Source organism: Streptomyces sp. JN8, from assembly GCF_055808075.1.
This window is the reverse complement of sequence record NZ_CM147852.1, coordinates 5,540,593-5,565,596: the sequence shown is the minus strand read 5'-3', so window position 1 is coordinate 5,565,596 and position 25,004 is coordinate 5,540,593. Positions and strand designations below refer to the sequence as shown.

At 73.0% G+C, this 25,004-nt stretch carries 23 protein-coding genes and 2 tRNA genes; 4 read left to right on the top strand and 21 right to left on the bottom strand.

Translation table 11 applies throughout. The annotated features are described in order from the left end of the window. Window positions 1–38: 38 nt before the first annotated feature. Complete coding sequence (locus tag ACY0MR_RS24475) at window positions 39–299, top strand: hypothetical protein (RefSeq protein WP_388798905.1); 261 nt, start codon at window positions 39–41, stop codon at window positions 297–299. Between the two features lie 189 nt (window positions 300–488). Here the strand turns inward: ACY0MR_RS24475 and ACY0MR_RS24470 are convergent, their stop codons facing one another. From ACY0MR_RS24470 to ACY0MR_RS24425, 10 genes are all read right to left on the bottom strand, one after another. After that, entirely contained in the window at window positions 489–1,382 is an 894-nt protein-coding gene (locus tag ACY0MR_RS24470; protein ID WP_388798901.1) for a YceI family protein, read from the bottom strand. Between the two features lie 99 nt (window positions 1,383–1,481). After that, window positions 1,482–2,402: an arylamine N-acetyltransferase family protein gene (locus ACY0MR_RS24465; protein ID WP_473555364.1), complete on the bottom strand. Its 921-nt coding sequence runs from the start codon at window positions 2,400–2,402 to the stop codon at window positions 1,482–1,484. Then, entirely contained in the window at window positions 2,399–3,703 is a 1,305-nt protein-coding gene (locus ACY0MR_RS24460; RefSeq protein ID WP_473555361.1) for an MFS transporter, read from the bottom strand. The genes ACY0MR_RS24465 and ACY0MR_RS24460 overlap by 4 nt, the downstream gene beginning before the upstream one ends. 5 nt (window positions 3,704–3,708) lie before the next feature. Then, window positions 3,709–4,332, bottom strand: coding sequence for a winged helix-turn-helix domain-containing protein (locus ACY0MR_RS24455; RefSeq protein ID WP_473555359.1), 624 nt, complete (start codon window positions 4,330–4,332; stop codon window positions 3,709–3,711). 72 nt (window positions 4,333–4,404) lie between these two features. Further along, on the bottom strand, window positions 4,405–7,017 hold the full coding sequence (locus ACY0MR_RS24450; protein WP_473555358.1) for a ComEC/Rec2 family competence protein: 2,613 nt from the start codon (window positions 7,015–7,017) through the stop codon (window positions 4,405–4,407). Further along, on the bottom strand, window positions 7,014–7,778 hold the full coding sequence (locus ACY0MR_RS24445; RefSeq protein WP_473555356.1) for a ComEA family DNA-binding protein: 765 nt from the start codon (window positions 7,776–7,778) through the stop codon (window positions 7,014–7,016). Before ACY0MR_RS24445 ends, ACY0MR_RS24450 begins: the two co-directional genes overlap by 4 nt. 503 nt (window positions 7,779–8,281) lie before the next feature. Beyond that, on the bottom strand, window positions 8,282–9,127 hold the full coding sequence (locus ACY0MR_RS24440; protein WP_361849518.1) for a DegV family protein: 846 nt from the start codon (window positions 9,125–9,127) through the stop codon (window positions 8,282–8,284). Window positions 9,128–9,248: 121 nt separating this feature from the next. After that, window positions 9,249–10,001 carry a hypothetical protein gene (locus ACY0MR_RS24435; protein WP_388798880.1) on the bottom strand — a complete coding sequence of 251 codons (753 nt, stop codon included), beginning with the start codon at window positions 9,999–10,001 and terminating at the stop codon, window positions 9,249–9,251. Window positions 10,002–10,123: 122 nt separating this feature from the next. Then, window positions 10,124–13,009: a leucine--tRNA ligase gene (leuS, locus tag ACY0MR_RS24430; protein WP_404082410.1), complete on the bottom strand. Its 2,886-nt coding sequence runs from the start codon at window positions 13,007–13,009 to the stop codon at window positions 10,124–10,126. Between the two features lie 317 nt (window positions 13,010–13,326). Next, window positions 13,327–13,399: transfer RNA gene (locus ACY0MR_RS24425), tRNA-Ala, on the bottom strand. Between the two features lie 121 nt (window positions 13,400–13,520). Between ACY0MR_RS24425 and ACY0MR_RS24420 the strand changes: the two genes are divergently transcribed. Continuing rightward, on the top strand, window positions 13,521–14,741 hold the full coding sequence (locus ACY0MR_RS24420; RefSeq protein WP_388798874.1) for a glycosyltransferase 87 family protein: 1,221 nt from the start codon (window positions 13,521–13,523) through the stop codon (window positions 14,739–14,741). Here ACY0MR_RS24420 and ACY0MR_RS24415 read toward each other — a convergent pair. Further along, window positions 14,720–14,953: a hypothetical protein gene (locus ACY0MR_RS24415; protein ID WP_017239283.1), complete on the bottom strand. Its 234-nt coding sequence runs from the start codon at window positions 14,951–14,953 to the stop codon at window positions 14,720–14,722. The two genes, ACY0MR_RS24420 and ACY0MR_RS24415, sit on opposite strands and share 22 nt — an antisense overlap. Before the next feature lie 137 nt (window positions 14,954–15,090). Next, window positions 15,091–16,524 carry an MFS transporter gene (locus ACY0MR_RS24410; protein ID WP_473555351.1) on the bottom strand — a complete coding sequence of 478 codons (1,434 nt, stop codon included), beginning with the start codon at window positions 16,522–16,524 and terminating at the stop codon, window positions 15,091–15,093. Between the two features lie 101 nt (window positions 16,525–16,625). Here ACY0MR_RS24410 and ACY0MR_RS24405 point away from each other — a divergent pair, with 101 nt between their 5' ends. Then, window positions 16,626–17,510: a helix-turn-helix transcriptional regulator gene (locus ACY0MR_RS24405; protein WP_388798868.1), complete on the top strand. Its 885-nt coding sequence runs from the start codon at window positions 16,626–16,628 to the stop codon at window positions 17,508–17,510. Window positions 17,511–17,554: 44 nt separating this feature from the next. Here ACY0MR_RS24405 and ACY0MR_RS24400 read toward each other — a convergent pair. The 7 genes from ACY0MR_RS24400 to ACY0MR_RS24370 all read right to left on the bottom strand — a co-directional run bounded on the left by ACY0MR_RS24400 (window position 17,555) and on the right by ACY0MR_RS24370 (window position 21,787). Next, a tRNA-Ala gene (locus tag ACY0MR_RS24400) sits at window positions 17,555–17,627 on the bottom strand. A gap of 94 nt (window positions 17,628–17,721) precedes the next feature. After that, complete coding sequence (locus ACY0MR_RS24395) at window positions 17,722–18,375, bottom strand: histidine phosphatase family protein (protein ID WP_392043425.1); 654 nt, start codon at window positions 18,373–18,375, stop codon at window positions 17,722–17,724. Next, window positions 18,372–18,839, bottom strand: a complete 468-nt coding sequence (gene rsfS, locus ACY0MR_RS24390; protein ID WP_361849505.1) for a ribosome silencing factor — start codon at window positions 18,837–18,839, stop codon at window positions 18,372–18,374. The genes ACY0MR_RS24395 and rsfS overlap by 4 nt, the downstream gene beginning before the upstream one ends. 83 nt (window positions 18,840–18,922) lie before the next feature. Further along, window positions 18,923–20,614: an LCP family protein gene (locus ACY0MR_RS24385; protein WP_473555347.1), complete on the bottom strand. Its 1,692-nt coding sequence runs from the start codon at window positions 20,612–20,614 to the stop codon at window positions 18,923–18,925. A gap of 19 nt (window positions 20,615–20,633) precedes the next feature. Then, a complete protein-coding gene (gene nadD, locus ACY0MR_RS24380; protein WP_361856380.1) occupies window positions 20,634–21,254 on the bottom strand; it encodes a nicotinate-nucleotide adenylyltransferase in 621 nt (206 codons plus the stop codon). 51 nt (window positions 21,255–21,305) lie between these two features. Then, window positions 21,306–21,467 (bottom strand): hypothetical protein, encoded by a 162-nt coding sequence (locus ACY0MR_RS24375; RefSeq protein WP_361856377.1) that lies wholly within the window; start codon window positions 21,465–21,467, stop codon window positions 21,306–21,308. A gap of 83 nt (window positions 21,468–21,550) precedes the next feature. Further along, the gene (locus ACY0MR_RS24370) at window positions 21,551–21,787 is read right to left on the bottom strand and encodes a hypothetical protein (RefSeq protein ID WP_404082945.1); all 237 of its coding nucleotides are present in this window, start codon (window positions 21,785–21,787) and stop codon (window positions 21,551–21,553) included. Window positions 21,788–21,914: 127 nt separating this feature from the next. Between ACY0MR_RS24370 and ACY0MR_RS24365 the strand changes: the two genes are divergently transcribed. Further along, window positions 21,915–23,039, top strand: coding sequence for a M48 family metallopeptidase (locus ACY0MR_RS24365; protein WP_473555343.1), 1,125 nt, complete (start codon window positions 21,915–21,917; stop codon window positions 23,037–23,039). Between the two features lie 83 nt (window positions 23,040–23,122). Here the strand turns inward: ACY0MR_RS24365 and ACY0MR_RS24360 are convergent, their stop codons facing one another. Then, the gene (locus ACY0MR_RS24360; protein ID WP_388798857.1) at window positions 23,123–24,208 is read right to left on the bottom strand and encodes an SCO2583 family membrane protein; all 1,086 of its coding nucleotides are present in this window, start codon (window positions 24,206–24,208) and stop codon (window positions 23,123–23,125) included. Between the two features lie 170 nt (window positions 24,209–24,378). Further along, entirely contained in the window at window positions 24,379–24,939 is a 561-nt protein-coding gene (locus ACY0MR_RS24355) for an SCO2584 family spore wall biosynthesis protein (RefSeq protein ID WP_388798854.1), read from the bottom strand. Window positions 24,940–25,004 lie beyond the last annotated feature (65 nt).

The following is a 25,004-nucleotide window of genomic DNA, read 5'->3' as shown; positions in this document are numbered from 1 at the left end:
CGCGGTCCAGCATCCCACGGACCACCGACAGCCCCGCGATGCCCGAGAATGACGGGGTGAGCGAACGACACGTACTGGTACTCCCCGACCGCGACGCCGCCGAGGAGGTCGCCGGCGAACTCCCCGACCGCTTCGGCGTCGCCGAGGAGCCGCAGCTCGTCCGAGACTCCCTGGCCGGGGAGGACGACGCCGAGGACGCCCAGTGGCTGGTGGTCGTCGAGGACCCGGACGGCCGGCTCGACCCGTCGGCCCTGGACTCCCTGGCGGCGGAGTACGAGGGCTGGCTGGAAGCCCCCTAGGCCGTCTCTTTCGGATCTTGCCGGTCAAGCCCGCGTCGTCCGGTGCCGTGCATCGCAAGGCGGAGAGGTACCCGCGTACTGGACGTACCCGGGTATCTCGACAACGCGGCGAGGTGCGGTGCCGGGCGGCGCGGGTCAGGCAAGATCCGGAAGAGACGGCCTAGACCATGGGGCGGCCCGCGCCGGCCCTCAGCCCCGCCCGACCCCCTTGGGCACGATCTGGACGTCCAGATCGATGCTGATGCTCGACCCCACCGCCGCGATCCCCCGCGCGAGCAGCGTCTGCCAGGTGAGGGTGAAGTCCTCCCGGTGCAGTTCGGTGGTGGCCCGGCAGGCGCACCGGGTCTCGCCCTCCAGGCCGCTGCCGAGGCCCAGGTACCGGGTGTCGAGGGTGACGGTGCGGCTCACCCCGTGGAGGGTGAGCGCCCCGGTGACGGCCCACCGGTTGCCGCCCCTGTGCGTGAAGCGCTCGCTGAAGAACTCCAGCGTCGGGTACGCGCCGACGTCGAGGAAGTCGCCGGACCTCAGGTGGTCGTCGCGCATCTGCACCCCCGTGTCGATGGAGGCCGCGTCGATGACGACGTGCATCGCGGAGTGCTCCATGCGGTCGGCGATCCGCACCGCACCGGCGAAGTCGTCGAACCGGCCGTGGATCCGCGCGAGTCCGATGTGGCGTGCGGTGAAGCCGATCCGGGAGTGCGTCGGGTCGATCTCCCACTCGCCCGGCTCGGGGAGCTGGGGCAGCGGCGCGACCTGCAGCAGCACGTCGTCGAGGCCGGTGTGCCCGCCCTCGGTGACGACGGCCCTCGCGTGGTGCGGGGTGTACCCCTCGGCGGTGACCGCGAGCCGGTACTCGCCCGCCGGCACCGTCGCGAGCGCGGTGCCGTACGGGTCGGTCTCCCCCGCGACCACCTTGCGCCCGGCGGCGTCGCTGAGGACGAACTCGGCCTGCCGGACGGGTTCGTGCACGGGGTCGAGGACCCGGCAGCTCAGCATCCCCGCCGAGGCGGGGACGGCGAGGCCGGCGAGCGGGCCGCCGCGCAACGCGCCCGTCGGCCGCTTCCCGAAGAGACGATCGAACATTCTTCACGCACCCCCGTGCGACTCGTTCACTATGCAACGAAGTCGCATTCGATCACCGTGGGGGCGTTCGACGCAAACCGGTCATGGGGTGAGCAACAGTTACCGAGGGTTCGAATCGGTAATTCCACCGCGAACGCCCGGCAGCACGTCGAGTTCGATCCCGAACAGGTCCCGGTACGCGCGCCGCGCCTCGTCCTCGCCGTCGAGGATCCGCTCGTCGCGCTCGCCGCCGGCCCGCGTGATCAGCTTCCGGTCGCTGAGGGTGATCCGGCCCTCCTCGGTCAGCAGGGAGCAGACGAGACTCCGCGGGAAGTGCGAGTCGGGCGAGGTCCGGTGGTACCAGGCGCCGGCCGTGAAGTCGGCGAGGCTGCGCGGCCGGACCTCCATCCGGTACTGGGGCTTGCCGTCCCGCAGGACGTCCACGTCGCCCTCGGGGGTGTCCACGAGGCGGAAGACGCCGCCCGGGTCCGCCTGGTCCCCGCGGTCGTCGTACCGGACCGGGAAGTGGCTGTGGTCGCCGAAGCCGACGTCGGCGATCAGGCGTTCCCCGTCCGCCGTCTCCACGAGCAGCGCCATGTGGTCGTACGGGATGCCCGGCCGCCCCTCGGGCCCGAAGACCCGCGCCTGGAGCAGCGACACCCGGTAGCCGAGACCCCGCAGCAGCACGGCGAACGCCGTGTTGACCTCGTAGCAGAACCCTCCCCGGTGCGCCCCGATCACCTTGTCGAGCAGGGCCTTCTCCTCCAGGACGATGTCCTCGCCGAGGTGGATCGAGAGGTTCTCGAACGGCACGGTGCGCAGATGGCGCAGATGCAGGTCGCGCAGGGCGTCCGCGTCCGCGCGGTCGGGTCGCTGCGCGCCGATGCGCCGGAGGTAGGCCAGGACGTCCGCGGGCGCGGGGACGAAGTCCTCGCCGGGAACGGGGGCGGAGGCGGGAGCCGGGGCGGCGGAGGGCGCGGAGGGGTCCGGGCGCCCGGAGGAGGACTCGGAGGGGACGGGAGCCGTCGGTCGCGTGGTCATTCCGCCAGTCTGCCCGGTCGGCCGTCCCCTCCCGCCGCCCGCGCGACGGGCTCCGACTCCTCTTTCGGGGAGGGGAGTTCCCGCATGCGGGGCAGCGGCGAGGGCAGCAGCCAGAGCACGGCGAAGACGGCCCCGACGGTGGCGATCCACAGCGTCGGGCGCAGCCCGATCGCGGTGCCGAGGAAGCCGCCGACGAGCGCGCCGAGCGGTCGGAAGCCGTGGTTGAGCGTGCGGAAGGCGCCCATCACCCGGGCTCGCACGGCGTCGGGTATCAGTGCCATCTGGAACGATCCCGCGGCGATGTCGACGATCATCACGCCGACGCAGGAGAGGAATTCGGCCACGAAGAGGACGAGCACCACGAGCGGCAGCGGCCCGGCGGCGAGGGGGATCAGGACGAGGGGCAGGGTGAACCCGAGGAAGCCGGCGACGAGCGACCCCCCGATGCCGATCCGCCGGACGACGGCCCCGCTGACGACCGCTCCGAGGAGGCCGCCCACGGCGCCCGCCCCGAGGACGAGGCCGAGCAGTCCGGCGCCGAGGTCGAGCGCGGTGGTCGCATAGAGCACGAAGAGGGTGTGGAACATGTAGTTGAAGAACTGGACCGTGCCGGAGGCGGCGAACAGCGCCCGCATCGAACGCTCCCGGACCACCCAGCGCAGCCCCTCCGTGAAGTGCCCCTTGGCCACGGGGGCCGGCGGGGGCTTGACGGGCTTGATCCGGGCCAGGTATCCCGCCGACACCAGGTAGGTCAGGGCGTCCGCGACCAGGGCGAAGGGGGCGGTGAGGAACTGCACGAGCAGTCCGCCGATCCCCGGACCCGCCAGCCAGGCCGTCGAACGGCTGCCGTTCACCAGCGAGTTCGCCTGCACATAGCGCTCGGCGGGTACGAGCGCGACGAACAGCGTGGTGTTGCAGACCTCGAAGAGCACGGTGAGCGCGCCGATCCCGAACGCCACCACGTACAGCTGGGTGAGGGTCAGCAGGTCGAGCAGGTGGGCCGCGGGAAGGCTCAGGACGAGTGCCGCCCGCCCGGCGTCGGCCGCGATCATCGCCCGTCTGCGGCTGGTCTGCCGGTCGGCCCATGCGCCGAACGGCAGGTTGAGCAGCAGCGCCGGCAGGAGCTCGGCGGCCTTGAGCCAGCCCATCGCGGCGGCGTCGGCGCCGAGCACGAGGACGGCGGCGAGCGGTATCGCCATGAGGGATATCTGGTCCCCGGCGAGGGAGACGGTCTGACCGGTCCAGTAGTTCCGGAAGGTCCGCTCGCGGAGCAGTGCCGGTATGCGGTCCACGAGAGCCATCCCGCTCACTCCTTCTCGCTGTCGGGGACGTCGGGGTCCAGGTAGGCGATCCGCAGGACGCTGACGGGTTTGGCGCCCTCCGGGCGGAGGGACGGGTCGGACGCGCGCGCCTCGTACGGCCGGAGCAGCGCGTCGATGCCCGCTCCGAGCTCGGCCAGTTCCTCGTGGGTGAGATGGAGCAGGGAGTCGCCGAACTGCTCGGCCTCGCGCCACTCCCTCGGCAGCAGGTGCCTCTTCTCCATGGCTCGGGCGACCCGCTCGAAGTACTGCTCGGCGACGGCGGCGCTCAGCGCGTCGGCGGCCTGGGCGACCGACGGGTCCTCGCTGTACTCCGGCCACTCCGTGTACCGGGCCGTGGCCTGCCAGGGCTTCTCCCGCCCCCGGCCGCCCGGCGCCTCCTCGACGAGCCCGTACTTGGCGAGTATCCGCAGGTGGTACGAGCAGCTGGCCACGGACTCGCCGGTCAGCTCGGCGGCCCGGGTGGCGGTGAAGGGGCCGCTGCTGCGCAGCAGCCCCACCAGCGACATCCGCAGCGGGTGGGCGTAGGCCCGCAGGGCTCGCGGGTCGGTGAGGCGGACGGTGCGGGGCTTTTCGCCTCCGGATCGCGGGTCGATGATCTCCTCCGGCATGATGAGAAGGTATCTTTAGAAAGACTTCTTTACAAGCATCTGTCCGCGGGACACCGCCCTCCCCGTGGACGGTCACCCTCCCCTCGGCACGGCCACCAGCCCCGGCCCCGCCCCGACGACCGCGATCGCCCCGTCCCGGTCGGTCCGCAGCACCCGTGCCCCGCCGTCCCGCAACGCCGCCACCGTCCGGGGCGACGGATGCCCGTACGGGTTGTCGCGCCCCGTCGACACCAGCGCGAGCCGCGGGCGCACGGCCCGTATCAGCCCGGGATCCTGATGGGCCGAGCCGTGATGGGCGACCTTGAGCACATCCACCGGCGCGAGTCCCGGGTGGGCCCGCAGGAGGTCCCGCTGAGCCGGCGGTTCGAGGTCGCCGAGCAGCAGGAGCGTCAGCCCGCCCGCGGCCCGGACCAGCAGCGCGACGCTGGCGTCGTTCGCCCCACCGGAACCGCCGGAACCGGAGCCACCGGAACCGCCGGGCGGTCGCCCGCGCCCCGCCGCCCCACCTCCCTCGGCGGGCCAGAGCACACTCCACTCCAGCGCCCCCACCCTGCGTCGCTCCCCCAGGCCCGCCCGGATCAACGGCACCCCCGCGGCCGCCGCCGTCCGCCGCACGAACGCCACCTGGGCCGGCGGCTCCTCCAGACCCGTCGTCTGGATCGCCCCCACCGCTCGCCCGCGCAACACCCCCGGCAGCCCGGCCACATGGTCCGCGTGGAAATGCGTCAGCACGAGCAGCGGCACCCTGCGCACCCCCAGGTCCCGCAGGCACCGGTCGACCGGCACGGGATCGGGCCCCGCGTCCACCACGACGGCCGCGTCACCGCCCGCGGCCAGGACCGTCGCGTCCCCCTGCCCCACCTGGCACATGGCGTACACCCAGCCGCGCGGCGGCCATCCCGTGACCCAGCGCGTCAACGGCGCCGGCCGCACGACCGCGAACAGCAGCAGGACGACGACGAGCCCGGCGACCGGCCCCCGGTACGGCAGTCTGCGCGCCGCGACGACCAGCAGCGCGGTCAGCAGGGCGAGCGCGAATCCGCCCCACCAGCCGCCCGGCCAGCTCACCTCCGCCCCCGGCAGGGCCGCACCCGTACGGGCGACCCGTGCGATCCACCCGGCGGGCCACCCCGCCACCCACGCCAGCCCCTCCGCCGCCGGCATCCAGACCGCCGCCGCGGCGAGGGCGGCGAAGCCGAACACCGTCGCGGGCGCCACCGCCAGCTCGGCGAAGAGGTTCGCCGGGATCGCCACCAGACTCACCCGGGCGGCGAACACCACCACGACCGGAGCGCACACCGCCTGCGCCGCCAGGGAAGCCGCCAGGGCCTCCGACAGACCCCCCGGCACCCCGCGCCGCCGCAGCGCCCCGCTCCACCGCGGAGCCACCGTCAGCAGCGCCCCGGTGGCGAGGACCGAGAGCAGGAACCCGTAACTCCGCGCGAGCCAGGGGTCGTAGAGCACCAGCAGCAGCACGGCCGCCGCCAGCGCCGGAATCAGCGACCGCCGCCGACCGGTGGCGATCGCGAGCAGCACCACGAGTCCGCAGGCCGCGGCCCGCAGCACGCTCGGATCGGGCCGGCAGACCACCACGAAGGCGAGCGTCAGCGCTCCGCCGGCCACCGCGGTGCCCCGCAGCGACATCCCCAGTCTCGGCGCGAGCCCGCCACGCTCGACCAGGTGCGCCCGCCCGGGCCTTCCGACCAGCAGGAGCAACACGACCGACAGATTGCTTCCAGAAACGGCCAGAAGGTGGGTGAGATCGGTCGCCACGAAGGCGTCCCGCAGCTCGGGGCCGATCCGCGAGGTGTCCCCGACCACCAACCCGGGCAGCAGAGCCCGGGCGTCCGGGTCGAGACCCTCGGTCGCCCGCCGCAAACCGGCGCGCAACTCCCCCGCCGTCCGCTGCAGCGTGCTCGGCGGCCCGATGATCCGGGGCGGCCCCGCACCCGCCTTGAGCACCGCGGCGAAGGGATCCCCGGAATCCCCGGGCAGCGCGACCCTGGCGGCGACCCGTAGCCGCGTGGAGGGCAGCAGCCGCAGCCACTCGGCCCTCCCCTCGCCCGGCGGCACGATCAGCAGCACCGGCGCCCGCGTCCGGTGGGCCGTCCCGTCCGAGCGCTCGACCCGCGTCACCTCGCCGTCCAGGACGACGGAGACCGGCACCGACTCGCTGCCCCGCACCCGTGGCCGGGTCAGCCGCGGATCGGAGGTCACCGTCACCTCCAGCTGCGCCCGCGCGTACTCCCGCGCCAGGACCGGCACGGGCCCCCGCCGCAGGTCCGCCGCGTGCAGCCCGGCCGAGGCGGCCCCGGCCGCGGCACAGAGCAGGACCCCGGCGAACGCCGTGGCCCCCCACCGCGATCCGCTCGCGCCCCGAAACCCCGTCCCCACCGTCCCGAGCGCCTCAGCGGGCCCGCCCGTCCCGCCGGCCCCGTCGTCGGCTCCACCGGACCGGGTCGCCCCGCCGAACCGCCGCGCCACCGCGGGCATCAGGAGGACACCGCCTCCCACCAGGCAGACCGCGACTCCCGCCACCGTCCACCACCCGGCGACCCCGACCGCGATCGCCGCCGCCGCCCACGCCGCCACCGCGAGCGGTACGAGCCGGAGATCGGCCGGCCCCTCCTCCCGGCGCGGAGGCCCGGCTCCCCGGTCGTCCTGATCCGCCCCGTCCGACTTCACGGCCGCACCAGCCGTTCGAGTTCGGCGAACCGGCGCTCGCCGATGCCGTTGACCTCCCGCAGCTCCCCCACCGAGCGGAAGCCGCCGTGCTGCGCACGGTGGTCGACGATGTGCCGGGCCAGGACCGGGCCGACGCCCGGGAGCGTGTCGAGCTGCTCGACCGTGGCCGCGTTGAGGCTCAACGGCACCCCGGGCCCGCCGCCGGCACCGCCTCCCGGTCCGACGACCCCGCCACCGACGACACCGCCGGAGCCACCGGCCGGCACCCCCGACACCCCCGGCACCCCCGGCACCCCCACGAGTACCTGCTCGCCGTCGAAGAGCACCCGGGCCCGGTTGAGTGCGGTGAGATCGGCCCCGGGCTCGGCCCCTCCGGCGGCCCGCAGCGCGTCCGCCACCCGCGACCCCGCCGGCAGCGTCAGCACCCCGGGCCTGCGCACCTTGCCCCCGACGTCCACGATCACCCGCGCCCCGCCCCCGGCGGAACCCGGCACGACCCCCGCCACCGCCCCCGGCCCGGCCCTCGTGCCAGGAACCGCAGGTGCCGCAGGGACCCCGGGAGCCGCAAGTCCCGTGGGCGCCGCGGCGACCGGCGCGGCCCGCACCACCTCCGGCGCGCGCACCGGCTCCGGCCGCCCCGCCCAGAAGTAGCCGCCCGCGAGCGCCGCGGCCACCACCAGAACCACCGTCAGCGCACCCAGCGCCCTCGGTTCGAGCCCGACCCGGGTCCGCACCCAGACCGGCGTCCGGTCCCGCAGCACCGCCGCCAGTCGGGCCCGCGCCCCGGGCGGCTTCCCCCGCTCCGCGGCTCCCGGCGGAGCCCCCGGCTCCCCGTACGCCGGCCCCTCGGCCCCCTCCTCCGCCGCGGCCGGTTCCTCCGGGGGCGCGGCCGCCGGAGGGAACAGCTCGTCCCCCCGCCGCCGTACGACCGCCTCGGGGGCCGTCCCGACCCTCCGAACCCGGGTCCGCCTCCTCACCCGCCCGGAGGGCGCGCCACGGGCTCCTGGACGGCTCCTCCCGTCGGAGCCCGGCGCCCTGCCTGGACCACTGGTCGGAGCGCCCGGCGCGCCGAGCACACCGGGAGCCGTGGAGGAGACGCGTGCACGGGCGGCGATGCCCGTACGGGATGCGATGCGTGTACGAAGAGTCATGCATGCGACGGTAGGAATCACCGCCGTGCCGTGCGGGCCTCAGCCCCGTTCCGTGGACGGCGCCCCCGCTGTGGACAACTCCGTCACTCCTCCGGGGGGAGGGGTCGCCCGGATCAGCGCGGTGAGACGACGACCGCGAGCAGCCCGGGCCCGGTGTGCGCGCCGATGACCGCGCCCACCTCGCTGACGTGCAGCTCCGCCACCCCCGGCACCCGCTCCCCGAGCCGTTCGGCGAGCGCGGCGGCCCGCTCGGGCGCGGAGAGGTGGTGGACGGCGATGTCCACGGCGCCGGAGCCGGCCCGTTCCACGGCGATCTCCTCCAGCCGCGCGATGGCCTTGGAGGCTGTCCGCACCTTCTCGCGCAGCTCGATGCGTCCGCCGTCGAGTTCGAGGAGCGGTTTCACCGCGAGCGCGGAGCCGAGCAGCGCCTGCGCCGCCCCGATGCGTCCGCCGCGGCGCAGATAGTCCAGGGTGTCGACGTAGAAGTAGGCCGAGGTGCCCGCGGCGCGCTTCTCGGCAGCCGCGACGGCCTCGTCGAGCGATCCGCCCGCCTCGGCGACCTGGGCCGCCGCGAGGGCGCAGAAGCCCAGGGCCATGCCCATCATCCGGGTGTCCACGACCCGCACGGGCACGGGAGCGTCCTTCGCGGCGAGCACGGCCGCGTCGTAGGTCCCGGAGACCTCCGCGGAGAGATGCAGGGACACGACGCCCCGGGCACCGGCCTCCGCGGCCTCGCGGTAGGCCTCGGCGAAGACCTCGGGGCTGGGCCGCGAGGTGGTGACGGACCGCTTCTTCTGCAGGGCCTCGGCGAGCGCCTTGGCCGAGACCTCCGTGCCCTCCTCGAGGGCCCGGTCGCCGATGACGACGGTCAGCGGGACCGTGGTGATCGCGTGCCGCTCCCTGGTCTGGTGTGGCAGGTAGGCCGTGGAATCGGTGACGATCGCGACATGCCGGGACATGAGCGGGAGGTTACCCGCCGAGACCGGCGCACGGGAGTCCGGCCCCCGCCGAGGAGCGTCCGCACGGCACCGGACGGCGCGCCGCTCGGTGTCCCGCCGGTCCGACGCGCCCGTGGTCGGGTCAGGTGGTGGTCTCCGGGCGGGCCGACTTCTCCCAGGGGTAGGAGGTCAGTCGGGGGTCGGGGGCCGTGATCGCGGACGGCTCGCTGCCGGCCGCCGGCGCGGAACTCCCGCTCGCCGCGCCCCTGCCGCCCTGTGCCGGGTTCCCGGAGGCCGCTCCCGGAACCGTCCCCGGGGTGCCGGACGCGGTGTCCGTCCCCGTCGTCGTCCAGTGCCGCAGGGCACCCGCCTCGACGTCGATCTGGGCGCTCAGGGAGGACAGGTCGTCCTCGGCGAACCGGAGCGCCCTCTCACGGGCGGCGCGGCGCAGCGCGTCGGCCGAGCTGGTGATCCGCTCGGTCCGCGCGGTGAGTTCGGGGAGCTGGCCGGCGACCCAGGCGCGGTCGGGCTCCCGCTCGATCCGCTTCATGTCCTCGTCCAGTTCGAGCCCGTGCGCGCTGAGCCGGTGGAACAGTTCCAGCGACTCCTTCAGCGAGGCGTCCTCGTGGACCCCGGCCTGCAGCGCCTCCTGGGTGGCCCGCATCGAGGTGCGCAGCGAGAGCCTCAGCCGGGCCAGCTCGCCCGCCGCCCCGGTCTGGCCGTAGCTCTTGGCGCGGAGCGTGGTGTCCTCGACGGTCCGCCGGGCCTGGTCGATGGTGCGGTCGACGCCGCGCTTGGCGGCCTTGGCCGCCCGCACCGTGGCGTAGACCCCCAGCGCCACGAAGGACAAGAAGAGCAGCGCCATGATCGTGATAATCGCGGCTTCGGCTTCCATGCTCGCCCCTCCGGCGTCCGTCCGGTCCCCACGGATGTGGTTCCTCCACGGTAAACGGAAAGGGCAGGCCGGGGGTTCCATCGGAACCCCCAACCTGCCCGTAGGGGACATCCCTGTGTGGGTCAGCCGGCGACGATGTTGACGAGCTTCGGAGCGCGGACGATCACCTTGCGGATCTCGGCGCCGCCCAGCGCGGCGACCACGTGGGAGTCGGCCAGTGCCAGCGCCTCCAGCTCCGCGTCGGTGATCGACGGGGAGACCTCCAGGCGGGCCTTGACCTTGCCCTTGATCTGCACGACGCAGGTCACGGTCTCGTCGACGACGTACGCCGGGTCGGCGACCGGGAAGGCCTGGTGGACCACCGAGTCGGTGTGGCCCAGCCTGCGCCACAGCTCCTCCGCGATGTGCGGGGCCAGCGGGGCGACCAGCAGGACCAGCTGCTCGGCGACCGGCCGGGAGAGCGCGCCACCGGACTTCGTCAGGTGGTTGTTCAGCTCGGTGATCTTGGCGATGGCGGTGTTGAAGCGCATCGCGACCATGTCCTGCGCGACGCCGTCGATCGCCTTGTGCAGGGCGCGGAGCGTGTCCTCGTCGGCCGCGGTGTCGACGACGGTGACCTCACCGGTCGACTCGTCGACGATGTTGCGCCACAGCCGCTGCAGCAGCCGGTACTGGCCGACCACCGCGCGCGTGTCCCAGGGACGGGAGACGTCCAGCGGGCCCATCGCCATCTCGTACAGGCGCAGGGTGTCGGCGCCGTACTCGGAGCAGATCTCGTCGGGAGTCACGGCGTTCTTCAGGGACTTGCCCATCTTGCCCAGGACGCGGCTGACCTTCTCGCCCTCGTACCAGAAGCCGCCGTCGCGCTCCTCGACCTCGGCCGCGGGCACGGCGATGCCGCGCGCGTCCCGGTAGACGAAGGCCTGGATCATGCCCTGGTTGTAGAGCTTGTGGAACGGCTCGGCCGAGGAGATGTGGCCCAGGTCGAACAGCATCTTCGACCAGAAGCGCGCGTACAGCAGGTGCAGCACGGCGTGCTCGGCGCCGCCGACGTACAGGTCGACACCACCGGTCGGCATGCCTTCGCGGGGGCCCATCCAGTACTGCTCGACGGCGGGGTCGACCAGCTGCTCGGCGTTGTTCGGGTCCAGGTAGCGCAGCTCGTACCAGCAGGAACCGGCCCAGTTGGGCATGGTGTTGGTCTCGCGGCGGTAGCGGCGCGGGCCGGCGCCGTCCCCGAGGTCCAGGGTGACGTTGACCCAGTCCTCGTTGCGGGACAGCGGGGTCTCGGGCTGGGTGTCCGCGTCCTCCGGGTCGAAGGTGCGCGGCGAGTAGTCCTCGACCTCCGGCAGCTCCAGCGGCAGCATCGACTCGGGCAGCGAGTGGGCGACGCCGTCCTCGTCGTAGACGATCGGGAAGGGCTCGCCCCAGTACCGCTGGCGGCTGAACAGCCAGTCGCGCAGGCGGAAGTTGACGGTGCCCTCGCCGATGCCGCGGTCGGCCAGCCAGGCGGTGATCCGCGCCTTGGCGTCGACGACGCCCAGGCCGTCGAGTGCGATGTCCTCGTTGGAGGAGTCGACCAGCTTGGCCTCGTACGACGAGAAGGCGTCGTCCCAGGTCGAGGTGTCGGTGCCGCGCTCGTCGCTCGGCTCGACGACGCAGCGCATCGGCAGCTCGAAGGCGCGCGCGAAGGCGAAGTCGCGGCTGTCGTGCGCGGGGACGGCCATGATCGCGCCGGTGCCGTAGCCCATCAGGACGTAGTCGGCGATGAAGACCGGGACCTGCTCGCCGCTGACCGGGTTGGTCGCGTACGCGCCGGTGAAGACGCCGGTCTTCTCCTTGGCGTCGGCCTGCCGCTCGACGTCGGACTTGGAGGCGGCCTGCTTGCGGTAGGCGTCGACGGCCTCGGACGGGGTGGCGTGCCCGCCGGTCCACACCTCGTGGGTGCCCTCGGGCCAGGCGGCCGGGACGATCTTCGCCGCGCCGTTGACCAGGGGGTGCTCAGGAGCCAGCACCATGTAGGTGGCGCCGAACAGGGTGTCCTGGCGGGTGGTGAAGACGGTGATGGCGTCGCCGCCGCCGACCTGGAAGTCGACGCGGGCGCCCTCGGAGCGGCCGATCCAGTTCCGCTGCTGCAGCTTGATGGCCTCGGGCCAGTCCAGCGCGTCCAGGTCGTCGAGCAGGCGGTCCGCGTAGGCGGTGATCCGCATGTTCCACTGGCGCAGCTTGGACTTGAAGACGGGGAAGTTGCCGCGCTCGGAGCGGCCGTCGGCGGTGACCTCCTCGTTGGCCAGGACGGTGCCCAGGCCGGGGCACCAGTTGACGGGCGCGTCGGAGGCGTAGGCCAGGCGGTACTCGCCCAGGACGTCGGACCGCTCGGCGGCGGTCAGCTCGCCCCACGCGCGCGTGTGGCCGGGGACCTCACGGGTGCCGTCCTCGAACTGCGCGATCAGGTCGGCGATCGGGCGGGCCCTGCCGGCCTCGCCGTCGTACCAGGAGTTGAAGATCTGCAGGAAGATCCACTGGGTCCACTTGTAGTAGTCCGGGTCGATCGTGGCGAACGACCGGCGCTTGTCGTGGCCCAGGCCCAGCCGGCGCAGCTGGACCTTCATGTTCTCCATGTTGGCCTCGGTGGACACACGCGGGTGCGTGCCCGTCTGCACGGCGTACTGCTCGGCGGGCAGGCCGAAGGCGTCGAAGCCCAGGGTGTGCAGCACGTTGTGGCCGCTCATGCGCGCGTGGCGGGCGAAGACGTCCGTGGCGATGTAGCCGAGCGGGTGGCCGACGTGCAGGCCCGCACCCGAGGGGTACGGGAACATGTCCATGATGAACTTCTTGGGCCGTGCGGCGATCGCGGGGTCGCCCGCCAGGTCGCCGGTGGGGTTCGGGGCCTCGTACGTGCCCTCGGCGTCCCAGAAGTCCTGCCAGCGTGCCTCGATGTCGGCCGCCATGGCCGCCGTGTAGCGATGCGGGGCCGCCGTCTCGGCGGCCGTATTGATCTCGGTCATGGTCCTTGAAGCTCCATCGATCGTCTCTGCCCACTGCCACGGACTGCCGTGAAATGAAAAAGCCCCTCGCACAGGAGGGGACGCCGCGCCGACTCCGGCGGATGTCTGTCGTCCGCCGGGACTGATCAGCGCGGCTCGGTAAGCAGAAGGCGTACGGCACGCATGGCGCCAGGGTACCGCAGGGCCCGAGCGGGCCGCACCGACGTTCCACGGAGCGGAGCCGGTGGCGGAGACGGTGGCGGTGCCGTACGGAGTCGGCAGGCGTGTCGGGAACGAAGAAGCGGGCCACCCGATCCGGGTGGCCCGCTTCTCTTCTGTGGAGCTAAGGAGAATTGAACTCCTGACCTCCTGCATGCCATGCAGGCGCTCTACCAACTGAGCTATAGCCCCTTGCTTTCCGTCTCCGTTCCGGTTTCCCTCGCGGCGACAGACAGAACATTAACCGGCTTCCCGGCAGATCTCCAAATCGATTCTCCGGGCCCCCCTGACCTGCCGGGTAGGGTCGCCGACTGTGTCCGTCTCCGTGCTCTCCAAGACCCGCGTCCGGCCGTGGCCCCTGGCCACCGCCGCGGCGATCTGCCTGCTCTCGTTCACGGCCTTCTGGGTGGCGCAACGCCTCGCCCACGTGAACATGCTCGACGTGATGGTCTACCGGGCCGAGGGCGAGACGGTCCGGGCGGGCGGCGACCTGTACGCGATGCGTGCGACCTCGGCGAACCTCGGGATGACCTACCCGCCCTTCGCGGCCCTGCTGTTCGTCCCGCTGACCCTGGTGAGCGTGCCCGTGATGCGGACGCTCGCCACCGCGGGGAACCTGCTCCTGGTGGTCGCGCTGGTGCAGCTCTCGCTCCAGCTGGTCCGCCCGTCCCTGTCGCGCACGGACCTGTGGCGCACGACCCTGTGGGTCGCCGCGGTGGTGGTCTGGTGCGAGCCGGTGTGGACGACGCTGCGGTACGGCCAGATCAACCTGCTCATAGCGGTGGCGGTGCTCTGGGACCTCACCCGGCGCCCGGGCAGCCGCTGGGCCGGCCTGGGCATCGGCCTGGCGACCGCGGTGAAGCTCACACCGGGGCTCTTCGTGGTCCTGCTGCTCGTCGCTGGCGTGCTGCTGTGGCGCCGGGACCGGACCTGGAACACCTGGCTGCGCACGGCGGCCACGGCGACCGGGGTCTTCCTGGGGACGACGCTCGCGGTGGCGCTCGCCCTGCCCGCGGACTCGAAGCGGTTCTGGACCGAGACGCTGTTCGAGACCGGCCGGGTGGGCTTCGCCGAGGAGACCGCCAACCAGTCGATCCGCGGGGTCCTGGCCCGGCTGATGCACACCGACGACCCCGGCATGTGGTGGGCGGTGACGGCGGCCGTCCTGGGCGGCCTGGCGATGGTCCTCGCGGTGCGGGCCGCCGTGCGCGGCGACAAGGCCGTCGCGGTGGTCGTCTGCGCGTTCACGGCGCTGATGATCAGCCCGATCTCCTGGTCCCACCACTGGGTCTGGTGCGTGCCCCTGCTGATCCTGCTCGCGGACCGCGCCACGCGCACGTGGCCGGTGACGGGAGCGGTGGCGCTGGCCTTCGCCTCGTTCGCCCTGTGGTGGGTCCCGCACGACCCGGGCCGGCCGGAACTGGACCAGAACGCGGGCCAGATGGTGCTCTCCGCGGTCTACCCGCTGACGACGGCGGCGCTGCTCGTGGGCTATCTGCTGACGCTCCGGCGTCAGGCCGTGGCGAAGGAGTAGAACCGCTTCAGGGTGCAGTGCTCGTCGAGGAGCCGGCCGTAGATCGGCTCCCCCTCCAGCTCGCGGTACGTCTCGATGGGGTCGCCTTTTATGATCAGCGCCCGCGCGCACTCCTCGCACCAGTACTGGAACCCCGTGTTGACGGGGTCCATGTCGCGCACGATGGGCGTGCCGCTGCCGCACCAGTCGCACTTCCGCCTGTGTGCACCCATCAGTCAGCTCCAGCTGTGGCCGCAGGCCGTGCACCCATAGGACACCCCGCCGTTGTCGCCGAGCACTTGGGCCACCCTCCCGTCCGGATCCTCGTCCCCCTCCGGCCGTCCGATTCTGCCATGGCCCCGCAAGGGGGTCAGCGTGCTCGGCGCCACGGTCCGGCCGACGCGCCGGCCAGGGCGGCGACGGCCAAGGCGATCATGGTCGTGCGCAGCGCCTCGGCCGAGTTCCCGGCACCGGATCCGTCCGCCGCGGAGAGGAAGAGCGTTCCGAACGCGGCGACCCCGATCAGCTGGCCTAGCTGGGTGACGGTGGCGAGCAGACCGCTCGCGTCGGCCGCGTCCTCCGGCCGTACGGCGGCCAGCGCGCCGGTCAGCGCGGGGCTGAAGGCCAGCGCGATCCCGGCGCCGAGCACACCCAGGGCGGGGTGGAGCCCCCAGCCGCCCGAACCGCCGTCCGCGAGCAGTCCGCCGATGGCGAGGGCTCCCGCGGCCGCGAGCACGAATCCGCCGGGGATCAGCGCGCGGTGGAAGCGGGCCGGCAGGCGACGCCAGGTGAGCCCGATGGCGCCGAAGACGACCGCGGCGGGACCGAAGGTGAGCCCGGCACGCAGCGCGCTGTGGCCGAGTCCGCCCTGCAGGTGCAGGGTGAGGGTGAACAGGAATCCGGCGTTGACCCCCATCGACACGGCGATCCACAGCACGGCCCGTCCCATGCCCGGGAGCCGCAGCACGCGCGGGGAGATGAGCGGGGCGCCGCCGCGCCGGGCCAGCCTCGACTCGTACGCGCCGAAGAGGGCGAGGAGCGCCGCGGAGCCGCCCAGCGAGAACCGTGACCACAGCGGCCAGTCCTGCTCCTGGCCGAGGACCAGGGGGACCGTGAGCAGGGACACGGCGCCGGCCAGGAGGACGAGGCCCGGCAGGTCGAGGGCACGCGCACGCGTGGGCGGGGTCCGGTCGTCCCGGGGCAGGACCCGGGCGCCGAGGACCAGCAGGGTGATGCCGATGGGGACGTTGACGAGGAAGACGGGCCGCCAGCCGGTGCCGAAGAGGTCGGCGGTCACCAGGATCCCGCCGACGACCTGCCCGGCGGCGGCGCCGGTGGCCAGGACGGCGGAGTAGGCGCTGAGGGCCCGCACCCGGCGCTCGCCGGCGAACTCGCGCTGGATGAGGCTGAGCACCTGGGGGATCATCAGGGCGGCTCCCGCGCCCTGCACGAACCGGAAGGCGATCAACTGGCCGGTTCCGGCGGCGAGTCCGCAGGCGAGCGAGGCCGCGGTGAAGAGAGCCAGGCCGCCGAGGTACATCCGGCGGTGCCCGAGGAGGGCGCCGAGGCGGGCCCCGGTGATGAGCAACACCGCGTAGGCGACGGTGTATCCGGCGACGACCAGCTGGAGCGCGGCTCCGGAGGCGGAGAGTTCGACCCGGATCGTGGGCACGGCGACGTTGACGATGAAGACGTCGAGGAGCGCCATGAACTGGGCGGCGAGGACCACGCCCAGCAGCAGTCCGGGGCGGTTGTCGGTGCCACCGTCTTTACTGAGTACGGGACGTGTCGTGGTCGAGGTCATACGCCGAGCGTGACCCCGACCGGATACGGGTAACGAGAGCCCGCTGATGCTGGTACTGACACCACCTGGCAGCGGCGGCACGGGGACTCGACCATGGGGGTGTGACGATCGTGGCAGCAGTACCGACACAGCGGCGCCGACGGCCGGAACTGGCCGCGTTCCTGCGCAGCCGCCGGGCCAGGGTGACACCGGAGGACGTGGGGATGCCACCGGGGCTCCGCCGCCGCACTCCGGGGCTGCGCCGCGAGGAGGTCGCCCAGCTCTCCGGCGTCGGCGTCACCTGGTACACGTGGCTGGAGCAGGGGCGCCCGATCAACGCCTCGGCACAGGTGCTCGACGCGGTGGCCAGGACGCTCCGGCTCGACCGGCCCGAGCGGGAGCACCTCTACCACCTGGCCGAGGTGCCGTACGCGCCGGAGCGGTCGGGTTCGGACGCGGCGGTGGTCAGCCCGGAGATCCAGGGCATCCTCGACGCCCTGGACCCGCACCCGGCGGTGCTCTACAACGCGCGGTACGACGTGCTGGCGACCAACGCCATGTACGAGCTGCTCTTCTTCCAGGAGGGCCGGGAGGGCCTGGACACCGGCCCGTACGGCGTACGCAACGTCCTGTGGGCGCTGTTCAGCGTGCCCGGCCCCGTCTGCCCGGTCGTCGACCGGAAGCGGGAGCTGCCGCTGATGGTGGCCCAGCTGCGGGGCGCGTACGGCCGCCACGTCGGCGAGCCCGCCTGGGAGGAGTTCGTCCGGGCGCTCGCGGAGGCCAGTCCGGAGTTCGCCCGGCTCTGGCGCAGCGGCGACGTGGTCCCGCCGGGGACCCGGGTGAAGGTCTTCCGCCACCCTCGGACGGGGGAGATCCGGCTGACCTCGGTGTCCCTCTCGGTGAACGGGATGCCGGAGTGCCGGATCGTGGCCTACACGCCGAACGACGAGGAGAGCCGCCGGGGGCTCGCGGCGCTGCGGGAGGTGACGGAACGGCCCGCCCGGTGAACGACGAATCCCGCCCCCTGCTGGGGACGGGATCCGGGTGATTGTGGAGCTAAGGAGAATTGAACTCCTGACCTCCTGCATGCCATGCAGGCGCTCTACCAACTGAGCTATAGCCCCTCGTGTTCTTCGCGCTCTGCGCTGCGAACAAGAAGAACTTTAGCCTGTGACCTGCCGGAAAGTGAAATCCGGGTCCGGCAGGCCGGTCGGGGGCTCAGTCGTCGTCGCCGAGGACCGGCTCGGGCAGCGTGCCCGCGTTGTGCTCCATCAGGCGCCAGCCGCGCGCGCCCTCGCCGAGCACCGACCAGCAGCAGTTCGAGAGGCCGCCCAGGCTCTCCCAGTGCTGCGCCTCCAGGCCGAGGAGCCGGCCGATGGTGGTGCGGATCGTGCCGCCGTGGCTCACCACGACGAGCACGCCGTCCTCGGGCAGCTTGTCGGCGTGCTCCAGGACCACCGGCGCGGCCCGGTCGGCCACCTCGGTCTCCAGTTCGCCGCCGCCCCGGCGCACGGGCTCGCCGCGCTTCCACGCGGCGTACTGCTCGCCGTACCGCGCCACGATCTCGTCGTGGGTCAGCCCCTGCCACTCCCCCGCGTACGTCTCGCGCAGGGCGGAGTCGTGGGCGACGGCGTGGCCGGTGAGCGCGGCCAGCTCGGCGGCGGTGGCCGCCGCCCGCTTCAGGTCGGAGGCCACGATGGCGTCCGGCTGCAGCGCGGCGAGCAGCCGGGCGGCCCGGCGCGCCTGGGCGACGCCGGTCTCCGTCAGCTCGATGTCGGTCGAGCCCTGGAAGCGGCGCTCCAGGTTCCACGAGGTCTGGCCGTGACGCCAGAGGACGATGCGGCGGCCGGTGCCGCTCTTGCCGGTGCTCAGCTCAGCTCACCATCCGGTCCGTCGGGCAGCCCGGCGGCGTGCGCGGAGAGGTCGACGCCGGTCAGCTCGGCGTGCTCGGCGCCCTTGCCGCGGGTCTTCGCCGCGTCCTCGGGGAGCGCGAGCTCGGGGCAGTCCTTCCACAGGCGCTCGAGCGCGTAGAAGACACGCTCCTCGCTGTGCTGGACGTGGACGACGATGTCGACGTAGTCCAGGAGGATCCAGCGCGCGTCGCGGTCGCCCTCGCGGCGGACCGGCTTGGCGCCGAGGTCCTTGTTGAGGCGCTCCTCGATCTCGTCGACGATCGACTTGACCTGGCGGTCGTTGGGCGCGGAGGCGAGCAGGAAGGCGTCGGTGATCGACAGCACGTCGCTGACGTCGTACGCGATGATGTCGTGAGCGAGTCGGTCGGCGGCCGCCTGTGCGGCGGCGTTGACGAGCTCGATGGAACGGTCCGTGGCGGTCACAAGCAGGCTTTCGTCGGCGGTCCAGTACCCCTCCAGGGTCTCACGGACCGCCGACGGCCCCGCCAACGTTTTCCGGAGCGCCGCTACCGGGCCCCCGGCACCTCGTAGTCACGGCCCAGGACCACGGTCACCGCGGCCGCTCCCGAGGGCTTGCCCTTGGTGACCGAGCCGTCCGGCAGGCCCAGGGTCTTGGCGACCTCGGCGGCCGTCGCCTTCTGGAGGTCGTCGGCGTAGACGACCTGCGACTTCTCCTGCGTGTCCGCCTCGCCGCCGCCCACGAAGGCGTAGCCGCCGTTGATCAGGACGATGCGGGCGGCCTCGGTCGCCTTCTTGCCGGAACCGTCGCGGATCGAGACCCGGGGCACGTCGCCGGCCTCGGGCGCGGTGACCTTTCCGCCGAGGATGTCCTTCACCACGCTGTCGCTCGCGCCCTCGGTCAGCGCGCCGTCCTGCCCCACCGGGAGCAGGGCCGTCTTGTAGTCGCCGACCTTGGCGTGCTCGGCGAGCTTGGCCAGGGCGGCGCCCAGGTCCTTCTCGGAGAGCGAGGGGTCGAAGATCTGCGTGAGGCTCTCGACGGTGACCGTGGCCGACCGGGGATCGTCCGAGATCTTGCGCAGGACCGCGTACATGACCTGCCCGAAGCGCTGGAGCTGCTTGGTCTCGGCCTCGCCAGGCGCCCGGTAGGTCGCGTAGGCGACGGCGGCCCGGCCGTTCAGGGACTGCTTCTCGCCCTTCTTGACCAGCGGGTCCGCGCCCTTCTTCGGGTCGGGGACCTCGGTGTCGGTGTCCGTCTCGATGCCGCTGACGAGGTCGACGAGGGTGTCCAGGTACGGCGTGTCCAGGCGCCAGGTGCCGGTGATGGGGGCGCCGAGGAGGTTGCCGATCGCCTCGCGGGTGCCGCTGGAGCCGTCGTCCTCGACCGACTTGCCGAGGGTGGTCGCGGCGCCCTCGCCGTCGGCGACGACGACGGAGTTGGGGAGCAGGACCGAGGTGCCTTGGCGGGTCGTGGCGTTGTTGACGAGCAGGACGGTGGAGGTCCCGCCGCCCGTGGTGTCGTGGAGGTGGACGACGATCGTGTCGCGCTTCTGCGGACCGGTCGCGGTGCCCCCCTTCTGCTCCTCGGTGGAGGCGCCCGGGAGCATGCCTGCGGACCAGAGGTAGCCGACGCCGCCGACCACCGCGAGGACGAGCACGACGACGAGGGCGACGATCCTGTTGCGGCCCCGGCGCCTGGCCTCCTCGCGCCGCTCGGAACGGCTCTCGGTGAACTTGAGCCAGTCGATGACGTCCTCGGAGTCCTCGTCCGGCTCCTCGATGAACGAGAACTGCTCGGTGCGGTACTCGCGGTCGTCGTCGCCCGCGGGCCGGGCCGGAGCGGGGCGCTCCGCGGCGGGGCTCTCGGAGGCGGGGCGCTGGCCGGGGACGCCGGGGGGCGCCGCGACGGGCGCGGCGGGGGACACGGGGGGTGCGGCCGGGGCGGCGGGCGCGGCGGCCTCGGGCTGGGCGGCCCACTGCTGCCCCGTGTCGTAGGAGGGGTAGGCGTAGCCCTGCTGCCCGTACGGGTCGTACTGCTGCTGGGGGGCCTGCTGCTGCTCCTGGTACGGCGGGGACTGCTGCCCCTGGTACTGCTGCTGCTGGGCGTACGGGTCGTACCCGTATCCCTGCTGCGGCTGCTGTTGCTGCTGCTGCTGGTACACCGGCTGCCCGTGCTCGTCGTAGCCGATGATCTGCGGCTGCGGATAGTACGGGTCGTACGGCTGCTGCTGGTCGTTCACCGGTGGCCCTCCCCGAAGCTCACTCGCCGCGGTACAGCTGGCGCTTGTCGATGTAGCGCACCACGCCGTCCGGGACCAGGTACCAGACGGGATCGCCCTGCGCGACCCTCGCCCGGCAGTCGGTGGAGGAGATGGCGAGCGCGGGAACCTCGACCAGCGAGACGCCGCCCTTGGGCAGTCCGTCGTCGGTGAGGTCGTGCCCCGGCCGGGTGACGCCGATGAAGTGCGCGAGCGAGAAGAGTTCCTCGGCGTCGCGCCAGGTGAGGATCTGCGACAGCGCGTCGGCCCCGGTGATGAAGAAGAGGTCCGCGTCGCTGTTGAGGGAGCGCAGGTCCCGCAGGGTGTCGATGGTGTAGGTCGCGCCGCCGCGGTCGATGTCGATCCGGCTGACCGAGAACTGCGGGTTGGAGGCGGTCGCGATGACCGTCATCAGGTAGCGGTCCTCGGCCGCAGACACGGCCCGGTCGCTCTTCTGCCACGGCTGCCCGGTCGGCACGAACACGACCTCGTCCAGGTGGAACAGGGCGGCGACCTCGCTGGCCGCCACCAGGTGTCCGTGGTGGATCGGGTCGAAGGTTCCGCCCATCACGCCGAGTCGGCGCTTACCGCGCCCGCCAGTAGGCATTTCCTGCTCTCCCATGCGTGCAGAGCCTACTGGCACGGCAGCGGACGCCTGATCAGGGTCGCCGGTTCAGCGGTCGCGGTTGAAGCGGGTGGTGATCCACAGCAGCAGGAGCAGCGCGCCGAGGGCGCCGAAGCCGGTGAGGTAGGGGCTGAGGCTGGCGTGGTTGCCGCCGTGCTCGGCGCCCTCGGCGAGAGAGACCAGGTTGGCGGCGGTGCTGTGGAGGCTCATCTTCGGCAGACCTATCGATCGGGGATGGGAGCGGAGACTTCGCGCACATCGTATGCGGGCGGTGCCGACGGGCTCACGCCGACTCAGGCACTCGCGTCACGGTCCGTGTTGCCGCCGGGGGCGCCGTCGGTGCCGCCGGCGGCCCGGTCGGCGGCGCCGGCGTCCCCCGTGCCGTCGGTGCGGTAGCCGCGCAGCAGGAACCAGGCGAGCAGCGCACCGCCCACGAGCGAGACCAGCAGCACGATACGGAGCGTGTCACCGGGCCCCTCCTGTGCGGCGGCCGCGAGCAGGGCGGCGGCGGTGTCGACGGTGTCCGGCATGTCGGTCGTGCTCCTCGGTCGTCCTTGTGCCCGAGTTATCCACAGGCTCCGGCACACGGTAGCGCCACCGCCTAGGCTGGGGTGCGTCAGGGGGACGAGCACCGACTCGTACGAACAGGGGGCATCCATGACCGAGAAGGACCAGGGGAACGTGCCGAGCAGGCAGCGGAAGCGGTTCCCCGGCATCTCCTCGCGGGCCTACGAGCATCCGGCCGACCGCTCGGCGCTGGTGGCGCTGCGCAAGCTCAGCGGTTTCGACACGGTCTTCAAGGCGCTCAGCGGACTGCTGCCGGAGCGCAGTCTGCGACTGCTCTTCCTCTCGGACTCCGTCCGGGTGAGCGACGCGCAGTTCAGCCATCTCAACGACATGCTGCGGGACGCCTGTTACATCCTGGACCTGGAGAAGGTCCCGCCGATGTACGTGACGCAGGACCCGAAGCCCAACGCCATGTGCATCGGCCTGGACGAGCCGATCATCCTGGTCACCACCGGCCTGGTGGAGCTCCTCGACGAGGAGGAGATGCGGGCGGTCGTCGGCCACGAGGTCGGCCACGCCCTGTCCGGGCACTCGGTGTACCGGACGGTGCTGCTCTTCCTCACCGGACTCGCGCTCAAGGTCGCCTGGATCCCGCTGGGGAACGTCGCGATCATGGCCATCGTCACGGCCCTGCGCGAGTGGTTCCGCAAGTCGGAGCTCTCCGCCGACCGGGCCGGGCTCCTCGTCGGGCAGGACGTGCAGTCCTCCATGCGGGGTCTCATGAAGATCGCCGGTGGCAACCACCTCCACGAGATGAACGTGGACGCGTTCCTCGCCCAGGCCGACGAGTACGAGAAGTCCGGGGACCTGCGGGACTCGGTCCTGAAGATCCTCAACGTGCTGCCGCGTACGCATCCCTTCACCACGGTCCGGGCCGCTGAGCTGCGGAAGTGGTCGGAGAGCCGCGACTTCCAGCGGATCATGGACGGCCACTACCCGAAGCGGTCGGAGGACAAGGACACCTCGGTCACGGACTCCTTCCGCGAGTCGGCCGGGCACTACGCCGACACCGTGCGGACCAGCAAGGATCCGCTGATGAAGCTGGTCGGCGACATAGCGGGGGGCGCCGGCGACCTGGCGGGCGACCTGGGCGGCAAGCTGCGCAGCGCCTTCGGCGGCGGGCAGGGCGCGAAGAAGCCCGACGCCACCGGGCCGGACGACACCACCGGCGACGGCGGAAGCGACCCGGACGGCGCCACCGGGGGCGCCCGGTAGCGGAGGCGGGCGGGCTCAGAGCCTCGGAGACTCAGAGCCTCGGAGCCTCGGAGACTCAGGGGCTCGGAACCTCAGGGGCTGGCTCAGAGGGAGGGCTGAGCGCTCGGTGCCAGTGCTCCGCACAGCGAGGGGGCGGCGGGCCGGGCCGTGGCGTACGGGTCGGTGACCGCGGGGCCGCCGCCCGCCTCGGGGGCCCGCGCTCCGGCCAGGAGCGGCTTCAGGGAGCCGGTGGTGTCCGCGCCGCACGCCTGGGGACCCGCCTCCACGGTGGAGGTCACCAGCTCGGTGCGGTGCATCCGCAGGTCCTCGCGGTCGAAGCGGAAGTGCACCTCGCGGTGGACGGTGAAGAGCGAGGCCTGAGCGACCGGGCCCGCGCCCTGGACGGCCGGCCGGACGGCGTAGGTGTACGTGTGGTCCGCGGTGACGTCCAGGGTGTCCGGGCTGGTCTCCTCGAAGCGGAGGGTGCCCTGGACGCGGGTGGCGGGGTCCGCGAGGACCACCTGGCGCGGGTCGAAACGGACCAGCCAGGCGGCGAGGGCGTGCCGGCCGTCGTCGGCGGGTGCCTCGACGCTCCGGTCGTACTGCTCCAGCTGGTCGGGGTCGAGCAGCAGCCGCGGAGGCCGCACGGTGGCCCCGGACAGCACGTCGGGCTCCAGGGAGGAGGCCACCAGGTACTCCTTGGCGATGCTCAGGGCGGTGACGACCTGGCTCTCGGCGAAATGGGTGGTGCGGCCCGTGAGGGGGAAGTTGATGCCCGCGGCCCCCGTGCGGTACTCGGCGGCCGGGCTGTGGTCGAAGAGCCGGGCGGGCTCGCCGCCGACGACGGCGCCCTGCGGGGCGAGCGGGACCACGGTGGTCCGCAGGGGCTCGGCCCGCTGGTCGGCGGGCGGCTGGTAGGGGTTGCGGACACCCAGATAGATGGCCGTGCCGAAGGCGAGGAGGATCAGCAGGACCAGCAGGATGGCCTGACGGGAGCTGCTGCGGCCCTCCCAGGCGGAGGGGCGGTTGCGGACGGCCTCGGTGTGCTCGCCCAGCCGTTCCCGGGCCGAGAACTCCTGGAGGTGGGCAGCGCGGACGAACGCCTCGTCGAAGACGACGGACCTGTACTCGTCCTCACCACCGGGGACGCCCTCGGGGGTCCCCTCAGGCGGGTCGCCACGCCCTGCCATACCTTCAGGGTAGGTCGGCGGGGGCTTCGGTAAACGCCCAGGTACACGACAAAGTCGGAAGAATTCCGCCGTCGGGGTGTGTGCGTGCCGCCAGGGAGCCGAACGGGCTCCGCCCCCTCGGAGGACACGGGCCGGGAGAGGCGGCGGCCGGGGGTCCCGAGGGGCCGGTGCTAGTTCGGGGACGCCGAGCTCGCCGCGGGCGCGTGGGCCGCGGGAGGGGCGGGGTTCGGGTTGGGTGTGTCGACGCCGGTCGTGGCCGGGGGCGGGACCTGGTCCTGGCGGTTGGCGGCCGCGCCCCGGTAGACGGCGCTGAACGCCAGGGCGACCATGCCGACGCCCATGACGAGGGCGAGGAGCCAGGCGACGGGCCGGTGCCAGCGGGCGCTGCCCCGGTAGGGGCGCAGGGCGCCGCCGTGGCGGCCGTAGGGGCTGGCGTCGTCGCCGACGTCGTCCGGCTCGTAGGTCGGGCCGGAGTGGTCGGGGAAGTCCTCGTAGAGGTCGTCGTCGCCCGATCCGCCGCCGGCTCGGGCGCGGGCCGACTCGGCCTCCGCGCGGGCCTGGGCGGCGGCGAGGAGCCGCTCGACCGCGGTGGGTTCGTGGATGGTCGCGGAACGCACGAAGTCCTCGTCGAACACCACGTCGGCGTAGACCTCGTCGGCGCCTCCGCGGTCGACAGAGTCCTCAGGGTCTCCGCCGTTCTGGAACGGCGTGCCCCCCACGTCGTCCGGCACGGAATCAGAGTAGACCCGCGAGGGGGTTCTGGGCAGGGAGAGTGCGAAGCCTCCCCGCCCGTAAC